Origin of the sequence: Duganella sp. 1411 (assembly GCF_017833525.1) — a bacterium.
In the GTDB taxonomy this organism is placed as follows: domain Bacteria; phylum Pseudomonadota; class Gammaproteobacteria; order Burkholderiales; family Burkholderiaceae_D; genus Rugamonas.
Genome location: NZ_JAFICD010000002.1, coordinates 293,124 through 312,146 on the forward strand (window position 1 = coordinate 293,124; position 19,023 = coordinate 312,146).

16 protein-coding genes are annotated in these 19,023 nt (G+C 60.6%); 2 read left to right on the plus strand and 14 right to left on the minus strand.

Going from position 1 to position 19,023, the window contains the following annotated elements:
* Positions 1-23: 23 nt before the first annotated feature.
* The 3 genes from JOD97_RS12920 to JOD97_RS12930 all read right to left on the minus strand — a co-directional run bounded on the left by JOD97_RS12920 (position 24) and on the right by JOD97_RS12930 (position 5,233).
* The gene (locus tag JOD97_RS12920) at positions 24-1,295 is read right to left on the minus strand and encodes a radical SAM protein (RefSeq protein WP_209718051.1); all 1,272 of its coding nucleotides are present in this window, start codon (positions 1,293-1,295) and stop codon (positions 24-26) included.
* Positions 1,289-2,518, minus strand: a complete 1,230-nt coding sequence (locus JOD97_RS12925; RefSeq protein WP_209718054.1) for a hypothetical protein — start codon at positions 2,516-2,518, stop codon at positions 1,289-1,291. Before JOD97_RS12925 ends, JOD97_RS12920 begins: the two co-directional genes overlap by 7 nt.
* 612 nt (positions 2,519-3,130) lie before the next feature.
* A complete protein-coding gene (locus tag JOD97_RS12930) occupies positions 3,131-5,233 on the minus strand; it encodes a TonB-dependent receptor domain-containing protein (protein WP_209718057.1) in 2,103 nt (700 codons plus the stop codon).
* Positions 5,234-6,067: 834 nt separating this feature from the next.
* On the opposite strand from JOD97_RS12930, the gene JOD97_RS12935 reads away from it, so the two are divergent.
* Together JOD97_RS12935 and JOD97_RS12940 are read left to right on the plus strand one after the other, a co-directional pair.
* Entirely contained in the window at positions 6,068-6,916 is an 849-nt protein-coding gene (locus tag JOD97_RS12935; protein WP_209718061.1) for a glycosyltransferase family 2 protein, read from the plus strand.
* Positions 6,917-6,998: 82 nt separating this feature from the next.
* Positions 6,999-7,697, plus strand: a complete 699-nt coding sequence (locus JOD97_RS12940) for a glycosyltransferase domain-containing protein (protein ID WP_209718064.1) — start codon at positions 6,999-7,001, stop codon at positions 7,695-7,697.
* Here JOD97_RS12940 and JOD97_RS12945 read toward each other — a convergent pair.
* From JOD97_RS12945 to JOD97_RS12995, 11 genes are all read right to left on the minus strand, one after another.
* Complete coding sequence (locus JOD97_RS12945) at positions 7,670-8,599, minus strand: hypothetical protein (RefSeq protein WP_209718067.1); 930 nt, start codon at positions 8,597-8,599, stop codon at positions 7,670-7,672. The genes JOD97_RS12940 and JOD97_RS12945 overlap by 28 nt on opposite strands.
* 130 nt (positions 8,600-8,729) lie before the next feature.
* Complete coding sequence (locus tag JOD97_RS12950; RefSeq protein WP_209718070.1) at positions 8,730-10,847, minus strand: peptidase domain-containing ABC transporter; 2,118 nt, start codon at positions 10,845-10,847, stop codon at positions 8,730-8,732.
* A 32-nt stretch (positions 10,848-10,879) separates the two neighbouring features.
* Positions 10,880-11,323, minus strand: a complete 444-nt coding sequence (locus JOD97_RS12955; RefSeq protein WP_209718072.1) for a hypothetical protein — start codon at positions 11,321-11,323, stop codon at positions 10,880-10,882.
* A gap of 8 nt (positions 11,324-11,331) precedes the next feature.
* A complete protein-coding gene (locus JOD97_RS12960; protein WP_209718074.1) occupies positions 11,332-12,303 on the minus strand; it encodes a hypothetical protein in 972 nt (323 codons plus the stop codon).
* 13 nt (positions 12,304-12,316) lie between these two features.
* Positions 12,317-12,766, minus strand: coding sequence for a hypothetical protein (locus tag JOD97_RS12965; RefSeq protein ID WP_209718076.1), 450 nt, complete (start codon positions 12,764-12,766; stop codon positions 12,317-12,319).
* Positions 12,763-14,457: a hypothetical protein gene (locus tag JOD97_RS12970; RefSeq protein WP_209718078.1), complete on the minus strand. Its 1,695-nt coding sequence runs from the start codon at positions 14,455-14,457 to the stop codon at positions 12,763-12,765. The genes JOD97_RS12965 and JOD97_RS12970 overlap by 4 nt, the downstream gene beginning before the upstream one ends.
* Positions 14,450-14,800 (minus strand): hypothetical protein, encoded by a 351-nt coding sequence (locus tag JOD97_RS12975; RefSeq protein ID WP_209718080.1) that lies wholly within the window; start codon positions 14,798-14,800, stop codon positions 14,450-14,452. The genes JOD97_RS12970 and JOD97_RS12975 overlap by 8 nt, the downstream gene beginning before the upstream one ends.
* A gap of 17 nt (positions 14,801-14,817) precedes the next feature.
* On the minus strand, positions 14,818-15,021 hold the full coding sequence (locus JOD97_RS12980; RefSeq protein ID WP_209718082.1) for a hypothetical protein: 204 nt from the start codon (positions 15,019-15,021) through the stop codon (positions 14,818-14,820).
* A 184-nt stretch (positions 15,022-15,205) separates the two neighbouring features.
* Entirely contained in the window at positions 15,206-16,474 is a 1,269-nt protein-coding gene (locus JOD97_RS12985; RefSeq protein ID WP_209718084.1) for a radical SAM protein, read from the minus strand.
* Entirely contained in the window at positions 16,474-17,733 is a 1,260-nt protein-coding gene (locus JOD97_RS12990) for a hypothetical protein (protein ID WP_209718086.1), read from the minus strand. The genes JOD97_RS12985 and JOD97_RS12990 overlap by 1 nt, the downstream gene beginning before the upstream one ends.
* The gene (locus JOD97_RS12995) at positions 17,723-18,859 is read right to left on the minus strand and encodes an HEXXH motif-containing putative peptide modification protein (RefSeq protein WP_209718090.1); all 1,137 of its coding nucleotides are present in this window, start codon (positions 18,857-18,859) and stop codon (positions 17,723-17,725) included. The genes JOD97_RS12990 and JOD97_RS12995 overlap by 11 nt, the downstream gene beginning before the upstream one ends.
* Positions 18,860-19,023 lie beyond the last annotated feature (164 nt).

Consider the following 19,023-nt stretch of genomic DNA (forward strand, 5'->3'; position numbering starts at 1 on the left):
CGCCGCTGCAACACGATGCCGTCCTACGGCGCCGCAGCAGGATGATGCATCGAAGCGGAGGACTTCATCTCAGCCAGATACTGGAGGCGCTGGTCCAGCCGCTCCGCGGGAATCCCTCCTTGCACCAGCCGGGCACAGATATACGAGTGCAACCGGTACAGTGCCGAGCAATACACCGACCGATTCTCAAAGCCATTCCTGATGGAGAAACGGTGCTTTTTTTCACCACCACGACAGATGCCTCGCCAGACACATCCATCGCAGGCATCGGGCAAGGCCGTCGTCGCCTGCATCATTTCTTGGTAAAACTCGCTGGTTTGCAAATCGGCGTAACGATGCCGGGCGATGTTGTAACCCGTATCCCGGAAGCGCATGGCAAGGGGGCGGTAGGAGTCATCCGGCCCTAAATCGCCATTCGACGAGACTGTGAAAAGACGGACCTCCGGGTGCAGCACGGCAGGGATGGATTCATCCAGCCTCGCCAATAATGGCTTGGTGATGTCGCGTATAAAGCGGACGCGCAGCCCGGGGTCGGCCCGGCTGAACCACTCTTCGCAGACTTCGATCAGATAATCTCCGCATTGCTCCACAAATTTCCTGGTCGCGCTCAAGGAATTGTGGGTCACGTCCGGCAGAAGAAAATCGATATTCCGAACGTTCAAGTTATCTATGAAATGGCGGAACATCTGGCGCCCGGACTGGCCCGGCGCGACGACACACAGCACCCCAGGCACGGGCATCCGACCGGCGTGGGCGGCGTCCAGCAGCATCCGCCAGCCTCGCTCGGATTCGGCATACGTGCCGCGCCCCTTTCGGTTAATCCGCGTCCGGTTGTGCGCTTCCGCGTCGCCGTCAAAACTCATTCCGACGGAAAAGCTGAATTTCGCAAGCAACTCTACCCACTCCCGGTCGATCAACACACCATTCGTCTGCACGGTCAACCGCAATTCGCATCTGTCACCGAGCTCGTTAATAAGCGTGTTACAGACTCGTTCGAAATACGCCTTTTTGAGCAACAGGGGCTCCCCGCCGTGAAAACAAATCTGCACCGTCTTCACGCCATGCCGTTCGATGGCGTCGTGAATGAACCGGAGCATGCCTTCGACCGTGCCCATCGGAACAATGGCGGGATGGTCACGATGCGTCTGGTCTTCACTGAAAAAGAAATAACAATACGGGCAGACAAGGTTGCATCGCTCGGTGACCTTGAAGACGAACACCATCAGCGGTACTTGGGCAAGGGGGGCGCCGTTTGCAGGGGACAGCATCTCATTTATCATTTTCGCGCTCAGCATTCAGTTTCAGCTATCGGGGACAAGACCGCCTCTCTTGCGCTCAGAAATCGGGACGCGTCGCGGGCCAGGGGCGCCATCACTTCGGCGTCAAAGTCGCCCCCCGGGTATCGTGCATCGAAGGCTTCTCGCTCTTCGGTCACACAGCCGAAGTGGCCCTCATCCGTGCGAATGAAATCGAAGAAGTCGTAGATTTCCTCGAACAGATCAAGCTCTACTTTGTCTTGCGGATAGAACCCGTCCAACTCGGCCAGCGCCTTGTGCAGTTGGTAGCCGTGCAGGCAGCGCAATATCTCGCCCATGCGTCGTTTCCGCGCGGCCATGTCCGGTTCTGCGACCCGGGCAAAGCCGCGCCGCTCCATAAAGGCCAGCAACATGGCCGCCACCAAGGTCGTATGGTAGAAACGCGCCCATTCTTCATCAGGACATCTGGTGAGGAAACGCCCCTCCGATTCGGATGGCCGCTGTTGACTGCCCACCACGCCCGTCCGCGCCAGTTCCTCGACAATCGCATCGAACAGGAGCGACACGGTAGGACTGTCGCAGACCGGATCGGCCAAAGCGCAGATCGCAAGCTCGGCGCCGAGGTCGAAGTCCGAACTGGCCAAGGCCCGGCACAATCCCCCTTCGATTGCGCTACCGAGCTTTTCATCTCGCGACAAGTCGATGGCGCCGCCGGCAGCAAGACGGAAGATCACGGTGCCCGCCATCGCGTAAAAAGCATTCCGGTCGCTGTGGATCGCTGACGGCGGCAACCTGACGCTGGACACCCGCAACACCTCTTCGGCACTAACCGGCGGTGCGACATGCGCGTACTGGCAGGCCAGCAGCAAATCCAGCTGGCGGCACGGCACCACTTCGGTGTGCCAGCAAAAGCGGCCGCCGATCGCCGTCTGCAAGCGCAGTTTGCGCGCCGCGCCAAGAGGCCGGTGCCGCAGCGCATACGCCAGGATGTGCGCACACATCATGCTGCGCGCGGCCGAGCGACAACACCAGTCCAGCAGCGGCTCGCTGCACAGCTGCGTGACGCGTGCACCCAGATGGGCGCCTTGCGCCGTCGCAGCCAATTCCAACGCATCGAGCCAGATCAGGTAGAGCGCCGCTTCATTCAGGCATTTCACCCTGAACAACCGCGCCTCGTACGGCTCCTGCGGCCGCAATTCAAGCCGGCCCAGATGACTGAGCAGCCAATCCTCGATCACAGCGCGCCAGGTGCTCGTTTCCATCCTATACTCCATCATTGATACCGTCAGGGGGCGCCATCAGCTGCGGCGCCACGCACGCCAGTCGGCGGTATATAAAAGATCCCGTAGATTCCAAACCACTTTGCAGTATTATTGGAAATCATCCTTCGCCGACTTAGCTACCGCTGGGCGCAAGCGCGTCAAATCGCTTTTTAATTCAAATTAAAACCAGCGCACTTTCGCGAAAGGTATTTTTCACCGCTTTGCGATCTCAAACATCACGCACATCGGATGTACAATCATGCATTCGCCTGAAGTTTCGGAACAATTTTACAACCATAAAAAATAACTGCTCATTCAAAACGAAATAATCACGACATTGATCAAAAGTAAATTGAAGACAGTTTTTATTTTATTAATGTAGGATGCCGACATCCCTTTCAAAGCCATATCGACTCAAAAGGTATTTTTCTTCTCCCATTTTTCCCGTCGTCACTTAAATCAGAACTTCTTCACGATTTAAATCCGCCCGAGTTCGGACATAAACTGAGCACCCGCGACGCCTTGTAAAGTGCACGGCTCAGCGTATTAAGGTCTTCGTGCCCGAGACGCGCCCGCGTCACCCAGGAACCGGCCCGGTGAGCCTGCGCCGCATCAGAACTGGATCCCGGCATTGAGGCGCACCGCAAGTGACGAGGGTGTGCGTGACCAGCTCTCGCTTACGCCATCGGCATTTTGGTAGCGCGAATACTTTCTGGTATCGACGCCCAGGGCATTGGCCACCGAGATCTTGACGTCGAACCCTTTGCGGATGGTGTACTGCACGTAGGCGTCCAGGTCTCGGCGGGCTTGCAGGCGCCGGCTTTGCTCCTCCGAGATCCGCACGCCCCCGCCACCTCGCAACGCAAAGTTGAAACCCATCGTCATGCGATCCGCCTTGTAGTCGGCGCCGATGGTGGCGCTCCACGGAATCTGGTCATCAATCCGATTATCCGGTCCAGGCACCGAATCCACCTTGGACCAGTTGCGGTTCACATTGAAGCGCAAGTCGACGTTTGGAATGTGTGTTCCACTCAAGACGGCTTTGAGCGGAAACTTGGCGTCCATATCGAGTGTGCGCACGACAGCATTGCCATCGTTGACTGGCTGGACCAGCCAGCGGCCCTGGGCGTCCTGTGACAGCGTGCTTCGTATGTAATTGCTCAGTTTTCGTATGGAAGTCCCGAGCGAGAATACCGCGCCCCGGGTCCAGAAGTGCTCATAAGTCAGGTCGACGCCATTGGCCAGTTCGGGTTTCAGCGCCGGATTGCCGCTGCTGTCCGGGGTGAAACGGGTGTTCACATCTGCGTCCCAGCGCCGCGCGCTCAGCTGCGAAGTTTGCGGCGCCTTGAAAGTACGCGTCAGGGCCAGCCGGAACTGACGACCACTCTGGTCCGGGAACTTATACAGCGTATGTGCAATGGGACTCAGCACACGGCTGCTCGACGCGAATTGGCTTAAGCCGGTTCCTTTGCTGGTGGTGCGGATCTCTTCATCGCGTACCCCCAGGTAAGCCGACCAGTTGGCGGTCAGGTTCCATTCATCTTGGATGAATGCGGCCCTGCGGCTCAGGACTGGGTTGAAATATTCGTTGATATGGTCTGGCATCTCACCGATATAGCCCTCGATGCGCTTGACCGTATCTTTCGTCTCATCGTGGCTGTATTGCCAACCCATGGTCAGCGCGTGCCCATCCAGGACACTGCGCGTATATTTGCCACTGCTGCCGACACTCGGGAAGCGTGTATGGCCGTCGCGAAAGCGACGCAACTGGAGCGCATCGTCGACGGTGGCCGAAATGACGTCGATGACACTATCAAAATGGCCATCGGAGGCATTCAGCTTGGCATCCAGTTTCCCGCCCCAGAGCTTGGTGATCCAGTTAATCTCCATCGAGCCGAACACGCCGCTGAAGTCGTTACGGCTGTGCCCTTGGATAAAGTCGGGGGCGGGAAAGGTACCTATCAGGTTGTCGTTCCGGCTTTGGTAAAGATTGTTTCCTCGCTGAGCCTGTATGTTAGCACTGACATTCAACTGCTCGTCCGCGGCAACCTTCCAATTCAGGCGTGGCTGGATACTCGCCGTCGAATTGTCGCCTGCCGACTTGCTTTCGGAATCGCGCAATTGCACGACGGTGGAGTCGGGCGTTTGGAAGCGGTCGGTCTGGCTGCCGGGCACATCCTGAGAATTATGCTGGAAAGCGCCATTGAGGACCCAGGACACATCGCCACTGCGATCGGCGCGGGTTGCGTTGACAAACGCATTGCGCCGCTCTGTCGAACGGCTGGAACTCAACCGCAGGTCCCGCTGGAACTTGCTGGAAGCCTTCTTCAGGACGATATTGACCGTGCCGGCGATCGCCTGCGTCGAATATTCGGCCGATGCCGCGCGGATGATCTCGATGCGCTCGATCTGGTCCGGCGCCAAAGCGTCCATCGAGAACCCTGGCGGTGGTCGCGCCCCATCGACGAGTATCTGGGTATAGCCACTGCCAAGTCCCCGCATGCGGATGGTGCTGCCGGTAACGGTCACGCCGGGCGCTCGCTTGAGCACGTCATAGATATTCGTATCGCCATATCGAAGGATCTCTTGCTGGGTGATAACCGATTTGGCGGCCGTATCATCCCGGCGGGGATCGTAATCATCCACTTTGGCCTTGACTTCGACCTTGGCCACGGGAGCGGCCGGTGTTGGATCGGCAGCGACTGCAACACTCACAGGCTCCGCAGCGCGGGCGCTAATGCAGACGCTGATGAGTAAGCCGGCGGCGCGAACAGGACAAGACATGGGCATGGATATGGATACGAACGGGAGTGGCGAGAGTCTTTGCGGTCTCGGATCGGGCAAGGATACGAGGCCGCCCGCGTGTGTTAAAAATTGCACATTGAAATCTTAGCGCATTGGGCAATATTGATTAATCAAACAAATGATTGTTGTCAGACCCGACCCGCCTCCAAGACGTGTTTGGCTTGCGCCCAATTGGATACCGATTGGCGCCCCGTCCGCGGTCCAAATATTATTTCGATGGGAATCCGGGAGGCAACTGTTTTTAAAAAATAATCACCAAAATGAGTGACAAATAAAATCAAGTGGAAATGTGTGAGATTCCCCATATTAAAAATACTGACAATCTATCTGAGCGCGGCAGCATCGGTTGACGCCAAAATTTTCCTTTGTTATCGACACGTCTAAAAACGGTGGGCATGCGCCGACACCCTTCAATTTCATTTTATTTCTTGGCGGGCGCCCGACGTCTCTCTTCGCGGCCCGACCTGCCTATTTTTCCCGCCAGCAGGGATTCATTTTCGCCGTCTTTGCGATGGCGGCGTTTCTGCGGAAATTCGCACATGCTTGACGGCGACATTTTTTTGCGATTACACTTAATTCTAATGAATCAATTTTCCTTCAATTCGTTAATTCGCCGAAATCGGTCGCGTCCGGGCCGCGTGCGCGCCGCCAGTGCACCGCTCAGCCAGCACTCGCTACCGCGCCCAATGAATATCGCCGCTGGCCCGTCGGCGCAGCGCCACTAACGACTAACCTGCCCCGCCCATGCACGTTCTGCCCTCCCCTCTCAACCGTCCCGCGCCACACGCCTGCCAGTTGGCCGTGATGGCGATATTCCGTAACGAAGCGCATGTTCTGCGCGAGTGGCTTGAGCATTACCTTCGCTTTGGCGTGGAGCGCTTTTATCTGATCAACAACAATAGTGACGACGGACACCTGGACGTTCTGGCACCGTACCTTGGGACTGGAACGGTGCACCTGTTCGAGTGTGAGCGTGACGGCTATCAGATCGGCGCCTACACCGAACTGTTGGCACACATCCGCGGCCGCGCGCACTGGCTGGGCATATTCGATCTGGACGAGTTCATCTACTCATGCGACGGCAAAGGGCTTCCCACCGTGCTGGCTCGCTTTGGCGATGCCGAGGCAGTACTGATTCCGTGGCTGAGCTTTGGTTCGTCCGGTCATCACGAGCAGCCCGCCTCGGTGGTGCATGGTTTCACGCGGCGCGGTCCGGCACAAATCAGCCGCTCATTTCTCAAACCGTTCGTGCGTCCTGACGCCATTTCCGAGATGTTGCATCACAATCCGCGCACCCATCTCGGCCGCAAGGTGCTGGCCGATGGCAGTCCGGTCGACGATGCGTCCTTTATTAATCTGCACGAAGACCAACTTGACCGCTTCGCGCTGCTGAACAACCATTACCGCCTGCAAAGCCTGAGCTATTTCACACTCATCAAAACAGCACGTCCGGAGGTGCACGAGAGCGTGGCCCAACAGCGCAAAAAGCTCAGCTTCTTCAAGCAGAACGACGCCGTGTGGAACAGTATTTCCGATACCCGCCTGTCCGACCTGAGCGGGCTGGCGGTCGACGTACAAAAGGCCCTCGCATGACGGCGGGCGGGTGGGCGACCGGCAAGCGCCGCGCATTCATCGTGAAGCGCCGGTGGAGCGCCCTCAAGGCGCACTTCTTCCAATGAAGCCCATCGTCGTCGTATACACCTGCCTGACCGGTGCGCGCGAGCCGCTGCGCGAAGACCAGCACACCGGTGGCGCGCCACCCGCGCGCTTCCTGGCCTTCGTCGACGCTCCCGTGCCGACGTCCGTGTGGGAGCAGGCCGCGCTCGGGCCTCATGCGCAATCAGCGCGGCGCACAGCCCGCCGCATCAAGCTGCTGGCACATCAGCACATCGACGCCCCCTATTCGCTTTGGCAAGACGCCAACGTGGCGCTGCGCGTACCGCTGGCACGGCTGTGCTCCGACTGGTTGAGCGACTGCGATCTCGCCGTATTTCGCCATCGCACCCGCGACTGTCTTTATGAGGAAGCCCGCGTGTGCAAGGAAAAGTTACTGGACGCGCCAGAGCTCATCGATCGCCAGACCGCGCGCTACCGCGCCGACGGTTTTCCGGCACACGCGGGTCTGGCCGAGACCTCGGTACTCCTGCGTCGTCACAGCACGCGCATGGAGCGCTTTAACGAACTGTGGTGGGAAGAACTGTCGGCCGGTTCGGTGCGAGACCAGATCAGCTTCATGGTAGCGGCCCGGCGTGCCGGGATCCGCGTGCGACTGATCACGCCGACAAAATTCGAGCACCCATACTTTTCCATGACGGTTCGCCCTCCCGGTCCCGAGCCGATACGCCTTCAGACCGCCGCGGCGAACACCAGATAACGCGCGGCGATAGCCTCTATGCGCAAGCGCGGCGCGACCTGCGCCGCATACGTGGAAATCATGCGCGCGTAGGCAGCGCTGCTCCAGGTCGCGGTATCGGCGAAGCTGCACAGATCGACTCCATCTGCCAGCATATGGGCATGTAAAGGACTGTCGCGATTGATCGCGGCCGGTATGCCGGAGGCGGTGTACTTCTGCAGCTTGGTTGGCGGCTTAAAGCGCTGATTGAAGTCGTCCACGTGCTTGTAGTCGAAGGCGGCACAGCAGGCGCGCAACATGTCCGCCTGGCGTGCTTCGGTCCACTCATGAATCGCCATGCCTGGTAGCCGCAACGGCATGGCGAAGTCCATCTCCAGCTGCAATTGCTGTCCCAGTCGACAGGCGGCAGCGACCGCAGACGGGGTTCTGTAGTCCGTCAGTACGTCGATCGGAATATCGATTCCCTCGCGGGCCATGTGTAGAACTATGTATGGCAGATACTGATAGCCGCCAACCCAAAGCGGCCCGCTGGTAGGCGAGCGCGACGCGCAGTCGATGCCGTACTTGTTGTAATGGTCTACCGTCATGACCGGTACGCCGGAGAAGAATGCGCGCATGGTGTGGAGATGAACCACAACCAGCCTGCAAATAGCATGGAACGCCGCATGCGCGGCAATATCCGCCTCGCTCGCATACTGATCAACCGGTAGATAGATGATTCTGGCGCGCTTGTCGACCAACCGCGCGCACGATTGACGATCCGGCGGCGCCTTGACCCAGAACACGATGGCATCGTTGGCAATATCGTCGACTCTGGAAAAGTAGCGCACGTCGTGAGCGCAGCGCAGCTGTTCGGCCACATCCTGTCCGACCCAATACCACGAAGGTAGCGGCCGCACGGGACCAAAGTACAGACGGGACATGATAGGGGCCTCGTGATGATACTGTCAGTATGAATGGGTGACATGCAACTGGCTCACAACGTCCGAAGTGAGCGCTGACTGAAGAGCGAATCCCGGGCACTTTTTTCTGCGTAACTTAAGCCAGCCTCCATTAGCCCGCCCGTGCCAGCACCGGTCTTTCCTCGCGCACCAACTTACCGTCGCACAACTCGTAGACCTCATCGGCGACTTCCAGCGCGCGCGCGCGGTGCGCCACACAGATCACTGTAATGCCCAGTTGCCGGATGTGCTCAATGATCCGCGCTTCGCAGGCAAGGTCCAGATTGGCCGTACCTTCGTCCAGAAACAGGATGCGAGGCTTGCGGTACAGGGCGCGCGCCAACAGGATACGCTGGCGCTGCCCGCCGGACAGGCTGGCGCCCATATCGCCAACCTGACCGAAATAATTGGCGGGCATAGCCAGAATTTCTTCGTGCACGCAGGCCAACCGGGCCGCGTCGTAGATCTGCTCTATTGAAGCGTTGGGATCGAACCCGCTGATATTGTCGAACAGGGTGCCGCCGAACAGCTGGTCATCCTGCATCACGGCGGCCGCCACGTTGCGGAAAGCGCCGATGGTAACGCCTTCCAGCAACGTGCCACCGATGAGGATGCGCCCGGTGCTGGGCGTCACCAGTCCCAGCAATATACGGATCAGAGTGGACTTGCCCAGACCCGACTTACCCTTGATGGCGACGAAGCGCCCCGCAGCCACCTGCAGATCGAGCCCGTTGAACAGCTTGGCGCTTTGCGGCGCATACCGGAAATGCAAGTCCCGTATATCGATCGACAAGTCGGCGATATCGAGGACGGGCAACGCGCCCGCGGTGTTCTCATACTCCTTGGGGGTAGTGACGATGCTCGACAAGCGCTGCAGGCGCGCGTGCAACAGCTTGAATTCAAGCACGCGCTCGATCAGCGGATAGGCGCGCTCGCGAAATTGCTGGCGCAGGGCGACGATGGAAAACAGCAGGCCCACGGAGATCTTACCCTCGATCGCGAGCATGGCCGCCAGCCCGGTAATGACGACCAGTTCAAGCGCCGCTAGCGCGCTGTTCGACGCGCGTAGCAGCGCTTGGTAGCGCTGCTGCATCTGGACGCTCTCCAGCGCGGCCAGGTTGGCACCACGCCAGGCCGACAGCCGGGCCGACTCTGCATTGAGCACCTTCACGGTTTGGATGCCGCGTAGGGTATCCATGAGCTGCGAGCGTTCTTCGCTGTTGCGGTCCTGCACCAGTTCGTTCATGAAGTGCAGTTTTTTGTAGGACCACGCACGGGTCAGCGCGAAGGCGGTGAAGAAGACCAGCATTATGGCCGCCAGCCCCGGCGACAGGAACATGAACGAAACGAGGATGAAGATTGAAAACAGGCCGTCGATCGCGAACGGGATCGCCCCTTCTGTCAGGGCGCCTTTGACGTCGCGAATCGAATCGATCCGGCTCAGCACATCGTTCAGGCGCGATTGCTGAAAGAACCCATACGGTAGACGCAGAATATGGTTCACCAAATTCAAATTCAGCTGCGCGATCAGTTCGGTGCCAAGCGTGAGCAACAGGTGGCGCCGGATCAGTTCACCGGCGATCACCAGCACGTGCGCCCCCGCCGTGGCCAGCAGGATGGCCTGTAGCAGACTCACGGAATGGGTTGCGATGGCCTGGTCGACGATCACCGACATGAACAGCGGCGCCACCACGACACCGAGCTGGATAACGATGGAGATGGCGGCCACCAGCAGCGCCGAGCTGCGCCAGCCTTCCAGCCGTGTCCACAGGTCGGAGATCGACACCCCGACCAACTGCGTGACGGCCTTGAAGGTGGGCAGTCTCTTGAACTCAACCGCGATACCAGTGAAGTGTTTCGACAATTGCGCCATCGGCATGGTCATGCGGCCCTTGCGGGGATCCAGGATGGTGGCGGTATCTCCATCGAGATGTTCCAGTACCACATAGTGGTTGAAATTCCAGTGCAAGATAGCTGGCAGCGCCATGGCCGACAGTGCGTCCAGCTCCACCTTGACGGCGCGCGCGAACAGGCCGAAGGTATTCGCCGTCGCCAGCAGCTGCGACACCGAGACGCCTTGGGAGGACGCCTGCACGCTCGCGCGCAGTCCTTCCAGGTTGACCGTCGTGCCGTGCGCTTGCAGCACCATCACCATACAGGCAAGACCGCAGTCGGTGGCCGTGCTCTGCAGGGTCGGGCTGATGGGGATGCGTCGATTTTTTGTTCTCATAAGGGCAAGCGTCCCATAAATTGACCAGTCCATCAGGGGTGTTTAGCCAGCTTGGCGGCAATCAGTTCCATCGGCCTGAGCACCAGCCTCGCCGTGGCCCTGCACTGCCCGGCCGCGGCACCGGGACCGAGCGGCACCGCTGCCCCGCCATGTCGGTCCGCGGTCCCTGCCTGCGGGATAACCGCGACCACCCGCCCCCCGGCTTCGATCTCGACCCGTTCGAGCCGGGTGCCCGTGCCGGTGTACAACGCCGTCGGTCCGATCAGCGCCTGGCGCGCTCCGGTGACGCGGCAGGAGATTGGCGTTGAGCTTGTCACTTCCATGCGCGCGAAGCCCGCAATTGCCAGCACCGCTATCGCCATGTAGCCGAATGCCGCACGGCTGGTGCCGCGGTCGGCCTTCAGCGACACCGTACCTGCCAGCCGCACGCACTGATGTTCCAAGGCTTCTTTCCGAAAAATAGTCAAAGTATCCAAAGTCGCACTCACTGGTTGGTGATGATGGTGTTGGGCGGCAGGTCCTGCCGGGCGACAGCTGCAAGCAGGCCATCCTTGACTTGCCCTTCGACGTCAGTCTCGCCGGTTGCGTCCAGCACCACTTGCCGGGCCGGCGTCCAGAAATACCCCCAGCGACTGGCGTCGCGCCGCGTGGCGAACACGGCAGCGCCTCCCACGCCGAACACGTCGGCCACCTTCATCATGACCGAGTCCACCCCTAGAAAGGCGGCGCTGCGCGCCACCACGCTCATCGATGCCTGCAGGGAGAAATGCTCCAGGAACGTAATGCGTCGGCCATGGCAGGCACAGCGCGGCAGTCGATCGCGGCGCCCCACGACCAGCACGCACAGCTCTGGATGGACCGCTAGCAACGCGCACACCGCGCTGCCCAGCGCGGCCAGCGGCCACCGCTTGTCCTCGGAACTGTCGAGATGCACGCTCAGGTGGCGCGTGTAGCCTTGCTGCGCCAACTGGCGCAGCAAGGCAGCGACCGCCAACTGCAGCGGCGTGTCGAACGCCGGCCGCATGCGCATCTCGGCCAGCACAGTGTGCGCGCACACCGCCTGCACCGTTCCATACGCCAATTCAACCGCGTTCAGTCCATCTGCGTGCCACTCGCGCCATGCCGGGTTCCACACATAGCGCGCGGGCGCCAACCGCGCGCGCAATTGTTCGATGCCCGGCCCTTCCCAAGAGGACAAGTTAACCAGCAGGTCCGACCGGTCGACGCCGCAGCGCAGCGGTGAGCCGATCCGCCGCCCACGCCCACCATTGGGGCCGGACACCTGAACCGGTTCAAAGGCGTCGAAAGGCAAATCACGCACCAGAAAGGCATGCGGGCCGTCGCCGTAGATCAGGCGCACGGGGCGCGGCAGATGGTGCGCCAGCAGCGCCAGCGCGCCGCGATTTATGACGTAGTCGCCAAAGCCGTTATGAAAGAACACCGTCGAACTCATCATGCGCCTGTGTCGTTTAAGGGAGGACTTGCGGGGACGCCGTCCGAGCGAAGCGTTGTGTGGCTACGTGCCGGAAGCCGTCGCCGGTGCGCGCGTACATAGAAAAGGCATGGCTGCGTGCAAGCACCACCACGCGCCGGTGCGCAAAAGCATCCAACAGTGGCTGCGCCAAGACACGCACGCCGCCCGGTGCGAAGGCCGCATCGACAATGACAATCAGGCGGCCTTCATCCCATTCGTAGTGCGCCGGCATGCCAAGCCCCACCCGCTGCAGGCGCCGGAGCGATTCCTTGTTCACCGAAGCCCATGCCACATAGCCAACCCGGCGTCCGAGCGCGTCTTCCAGGATGCGCAGCATACCCTTGCGCGCGGACCGGGTCAGGTACAGCAGGCACGCGGGCGACGTCTCCATACAAAAGCGCGCCCTCAGTTCCAGCGCCGCCAGTAGTACCTCAGGTTCGATCATGCGCCCTCCTCCAGTGTCTGCACCAGCTCCAAGGTGCGCTCTATCCAAGGCAGGAAATCGTGGTGTTCCACCGTCCAGGCGCCAGGCGGGCCATCGGCCAAGGCGGCGCGAACATCGCGTGCGCGACAAAAACGCCGCTGCGCGCCACCGACGGCAAGCGCGTACGCGCCGCCGGTTACCAGGGACAGCTCGGCGTCAACGCCCCGGCAGACGGTCAATCGGCCATCCAACCAACCGTCAAAGGCCCACCCGGCCACGGTATGGATCCTGTCCAGCATGACGCGCACCGCCGCCACGTCGCCCCCCGCTATCACTGCGCGTACATGGTCACCCATGCGGTACCTGAAATAAAACTCCGGCAGACGTGCTCGTTTCATGGCGACGATGGCCATGCCGGTCGGAGCGCAGGAGGCCACACCGGCCTCCATCAGTGCCCGAAAGGCGTCAGGCAGCGCATACGAACGGTCGAACAGCGGAAGCGCCGCGCCGATCTTTGCCATGCCGCGCACCCGGTCGACCAATGACAAAAACAGTCCCTCCACCAGCAAAGTGAGCGGATCATCGTCCGGCAGCGCTGCCGGCCAGTCCTTACGGACCGGCGGCGCCGACGACAGCAAGTTCCAGCCGGCCGCGCGCAGTAGCGCCAGATCGGCGCCGTGCTCCGCGGCGAACGGGCCGGCCACGTCCAGACCGAACAAGTACAGCATCCGCTCGTCGATCTCGGCGCGCACCCGGGCGCGGTAAAACTCCACCAACGGCGCGACCTGTAGTTCGCAGCCGTTGTACTTGGCGTAGGTGCTGGCGAGTTCGACGACCACCGGCACCGGCGTGTCTATTTCTTCGTAAAAAGTCACCGGCGTGGTACCCGAGTTGTTCTGGTCGCTGCGCAGGAAAACTGTGCTGGTCATGTCCAGCCAGCGCCCATCCAGCGACAGATTCGATGGGCTCACCCCACCATGCATCAGGCGCGCCAGCCGGGCAAAAGCGAACTGGCTGGCGCATTTGGCAAGAAAGCCAAGCAGAAAACGCCCGACACCGCCAATTGCATCCAGGTTGGTCTTCAATTCCCGGTTGAGGCGGCGCACGCGGCCTACATCGGAGAGCATGCACAGCGCATCCGGACGGGAGGCAATGTAATCGGGCGCGCGCAGGAAGGTGGCCGGGCGTATCACGTTGTCGCGCACCAGCAAAGCCCCCCATTCGCGCGCCGGCGCGGCGCCGTAGGCTGCCTCGGGGCCGGTCAGGATAATGCCCCAGGCGCGGGCCGTGCCATACGGTAAAATACGGTTGAGCAGCTCGGAGTACACGGCTTCATGCACCGCCGCCGCCGCTCGTAAGCCACCGTAGGAATGGGCCACGTCGGTGCCGCTGCCCACCAGTAGGTTTTGACCCAAACCCTTAATCTGAAATTCACCCAGGATGCCGCAGCGCACCCCGCCGCCATTATCGGCGATGCCTCTGCCGCCATAACGCTCGGCCAATAACGTGATGCGGTCGGCTTGGTCGAACTGCAACGTGTCGAAGCTCACTCCGTCCGGGATCATGTAGGCGAAGCGGGCCGCAAACGCCTGCCACGGGCAAGCGCCGGGCTCGGGCTGATGTATATAAGCGTGGTTGATCCAGACGGCCTGCGCGTCCTTGAGCTTGGCGGCAGAGAAACTGGCATAGGCCGATTGAAACAGGTTAGACATATCGCTTCCTTCGTACTCTCTCAACGATCGGGCTCAACACAGTGGTATTCGAAGGCGACGCCGTGTAGCTGTAGCCCTTCGTGCACAAGTGCTCGCTTTCCCGGCGGCCACCCGGAAACAACGACCTTACCGGTCGGATCTTCCACTCATTCTGAGCGAACAGCACCAGACGCGAGCTTCGCACCTTGCTGTGCGCCAGGTCGGCCGCCGGCGGCGCCGGCGCGCCGCCGGCCGGCACGGTGACATCCGGCTCTCCAGCCTGGCCGCCCTCCCGCGCGGAGTCGACCGCCATTAGAGCAGCAAGGGCGAACAGGCTGGGTGCCGAGATATCCAGAGCGCGCAATTGACGGTCCTCAGCTCTTAGCTGGCATCCTTATTGTGACCGGAATCGTAGATATCGACGTAAGCGTCCTTGTCGTGCGAGGAGTAGTACTGCGAATAGCCGCCGCCAATCACATTGCTGATCTGCGACTCCACTAGCTCGGTGAGCCGATCCAGGTCCATCAACGGCGCCGACTGGTCCATTGCGGCCACTTCCTGAAGCAGTTTTTCGAATTCCGACATGATAGTTTCCTTTAGATAGTCAATAAAATGCCCGACAACAGGCATGCAAAACTACGTGGGGAGCACCCAGGTAATGCAGCGTCATGCTCGTTTCGACCGCGACCACGTCGTCGGGGCACAACTGGCCGACGCCACTTCGTGCCGCGTGACTGGCGGCGCCACGGACGCTGCCCGGATCGTATGGCTAGTCATCTGAAGTCGTTGGGTTCATTGCGGCTGCGGTCGGAGCAACGGCCAGGCTAGACAAGCGCTGCTCGATGGACTGCACGGGTATCCCCCCCTTGGCCAGCTGTGCACAAATATAGGCGTACATGCGCGCGAGCGACTTGCAGTAGATTGACGGATTGTTGAAGCCGCGCCGCAGGGAATAGCGGTGCTGCTTCAGGCCGCCTCCGCACACGCCGTTCCAGATGCAAGCGTTGCACTGGGGTGCCAGCGTTTGTTGAACAGCACGCAGCTCGCCCCACATGGGGCCGTCATGTATCTCGCGCAGGGTACCGGTCGCCACGTGAAAGCCAGTCTCGCGGAAGCGCCAATCCAGCGTGCGCAAGACATCGTCCGGAGAAATGTCGCCGTTCGATGACACTGTCAGCAGCGTATGGGACGCGCGTTGTGCATTGAACGGATCGTGCGCTTGAATCGTGCGGGCTAGCAGCATGCGCATGATGCGTCGCATAAAACGCACGGTGACGTTTTGGTCGCCGTGTGCGAACCAGGCTCTGCAGACGTCGACCAGGTAATCACCACAGCGCTCAATGAAACGTTCGCTCACTTCGATCGAATCGTGGGTCAGGTCGGGCAGCAGGAAGTCGAGGTGCTTGACCTTCAGCTCGCGCACGAAGTGCAGGAAGGTGGCACTACCGGATTGGTCCGGGGCAATCACGCACAGCACGCCCAGCCGCCGAATGCGCCCGGCGCGCTCAGCCTGTTCCAGCAGGCGCCAGCCGCGTAGTGTTTCGTCATACGTCCCCCGGCCACTTTTGGTGATGCGCGTGCGATTGTGGGTTTCGCGGTCGCCATCGAAGCTGACGCCGACCGCCATGGAAAAACGTTCGAACACATTGATCCACGCTTCATTGATGAGCACTCCGTTGGTCTGCACGCTCAGACTGAGCTTACAGCGCGATCCCAGGCCGTCTATCAGTTGCTGGCACACATCGGCGAAATAGTCGCGTTTGAGCAGCAACGGTTCGCCGCCGTGAAAGCCGATGTGGACCCGGGTAACGCCCGACTCGGCGATGGCGTTCTGGATGAAGCGGATGATACCGGCTACGGTGTCATCCGGCACGATGGCCGGGTGTTCCTTATACGATTGGTCGCCCGAGAAGAAGAAGTAGCAGTATGGGCAGGCTAGGTTGCAGCGTTCGGTGACCTTAAAAACGATGCCGAGATGCTGTAGCGGCAGGGCGGCGTCAGTGGCGGGCACGGCAATGGGTGCGATGGAGGACATCATCAGACGGTTCCTTCGCCAATACAGCGCGTTGCCGCGCGAGCCAAGTGGCGGGTACAGGCATCCTGCACCGGTAAAATCAGATCACCGAAATGTCCATCGGGGGTGTTGGCGTTGTACAACCGGCGCTCGTCGAAATACCGGCCAAAACTGCCGTCCGAATTGCGCAGGAAGGCCACGTGCCCATCGATCCCGCGCACGAGGCGGTGCTGGAGCGCATCCGTCGGCATCAGGCGCGCCGCCTCGTCCAACCCAGCCGCGATTTGGTGGCGCTGCAGGTGTTGCGCGCAGCGCCCATAGACCAAGGCGAAGCTATCGTCGCCAGCGGCCAACAGATCCGTCTGCCTTTGCGATTGTTCCAGCGCCGTTAGCACCAGTGCGGCCAACTGCATCAGGTGAAAGGCTTTTGCCCAGTGTTCCTCAGGCCTCTCGGCCAAAAAATCGCGCTGGGCCGGGGAAAAACGGATGGTCTCCGACAACACGCCGCCGCCCAGCCCGTTCACGAGCAGGGCGTAGGCTAACCTGGCGCCACCATCGAACGGCGTGCCGCTGACAATTTGACACAGCAGCAGTTCCAGCGCCAGGTCCAGATCTGAGGCGGCAATCGCGCGACACAGGCCGCCTTCGAGCGCAGCGACCGTCTGCGCAGACGGTGGTAAGGCATCTGGCTGCAGCAGATGTGTGAAGAACACCGTGTGCGCAAACGAATAAAATGCTTCGGTATCGCTGAGTAGCGGGCAAGGAGGCAGCACCAGGCTGGACGCGGCGATGACGGCATTGACCTCGATCGGCGCTACGGCGCCCGCGTGACGGCAGGCTAGCAGCAGCTCCAGTTGGCGACAGGCCAGCAACTCGGTATGCCAGCTGAAGCGCCCGCTCAGCAGGTGCCGCAGCAGACTCGTTGTCGCCGCACCATCTCCACCATGACGCACGACATGCGCGAATGTCTGCGCATGGACCAAGCTTTGCTGGGGACGGCGGCCCGCCCATTCCAGATAGTCGCTGCTGCAATTGTCTACCACGAAAGCCGACAGGCGCGCCGCTTCGGCGCTGTACGGCAGCTGGCGCAGATCGCGCCAGTTCAGATAGAACGCCAACTCATTCAGGCACTTCTGACGCCACAACCGCTCCTTGACGGAGCTGGACATCATCGGCGCGATGTGCTCCATAATCGTGCACAGCCATGTCTCGACCTGAAGCAGCAACTGAGCGGGCGCGCTCCCGCGTTCCGGGGCGGGGAGCGCTGCGTTACTACGCGGCATGGCCGACAATTCCGCGCTCGCCCAACAGCGCATTATGCAACTTGAAGTAATAAGCGCCTGCCTCGGTCAGGCCGCGCGCCTGGCTGAGGCCTTCGGTTAGCGACAGCGCATGGCGGTAAATGGTTTGGCGCTCGGTTTCGTAGTACGGATTGAGCGCCCCTTTGGCGGCCAGGTCATCCCAGAACAGCGCCATGTTAGCGGCCGCGTGGTAGGCGAACAGTACACGGCTCAGCGGACGCTTGCGCCCTTTGAGCGCCGAATAGATCTGGTCATCCGCGTGATCCACACAGAGCGGGAAGACCGAATTGAGCAGAAGGAAATTCTGGTGGCTCATTTCGTGCACAATCACCTCGGCGGTCGATGCCGCAGCGTGACCAGGGAAGCCGCAATTGAACACCCCCGGATGGTCGAGATAGCTGCCACTCTGGCGCATGTCATCGTGGCGATAGGCCGTGGCGGCCACGCCGCGAAACAACTTTTCGACCCAGCGGAGGTAGCTCTCATCCGCCTGCGCCAGCACCGCCAATCCTGCGTCAATGGTGTCCAGCGCCGCAGACACCAGCGACTGCCGGGCGCCGCAGTTGACCGTGATCGGCCATTCAACAACCACGTCCTCTCCTATCACCTCCGGTTCCATCCAGTCGTGGACATACACGCCTTCAAAACGGGCGTGGCGGCAGTAGCCAGGCTGACGGTACGACATCGTATGCGCCCCGCCCCCAGCGATAACCCAGCGCGTGCCCTGGCGCACGAGATGCAGAAACTGTCCTTCAGCTCCGCCGACCCGCAGTTCGCTGTCGCTGGCACTGACTGTCATGGCGCCGCGGCAGCTAAAGAAATTGCCAGCGAAGCTAAAGTCGGTTGACTGGCTCAGTAGGAGCTCCCAACTACCCGAAAGACCCAGCGAGTGCAAGACCAGCAGCGCCTGCACAGCCGCCCCCTGCAAATTACCTTCGCGCATTCTCTGCATGACCGCGCCGACCTCGGGCTGCCAGCAGAGGTTGGAAGTCGCCAACTGGGCCAGCATCGGCACGAGCGTTTGATCGATGGTGCGGCGCGCCGGCGAATCGGTAGGGGTGGCGCGATTGAGTTTGCCGATTATGCCTTTTAGATAAGCCGTCGCCAAGATATCGTGGCTGCGATTCGCCCTGAATGACCGGGGGGACATAGTGTCCGCAATAAAAGTTTCTACCATAATCCAATTCAAAGGAAATGTTTTCGACATTGGCGCGCGGACCGGACCGAACATTACATTATTTCAAATCTTCGCACACATATTCTGCCGTAGCT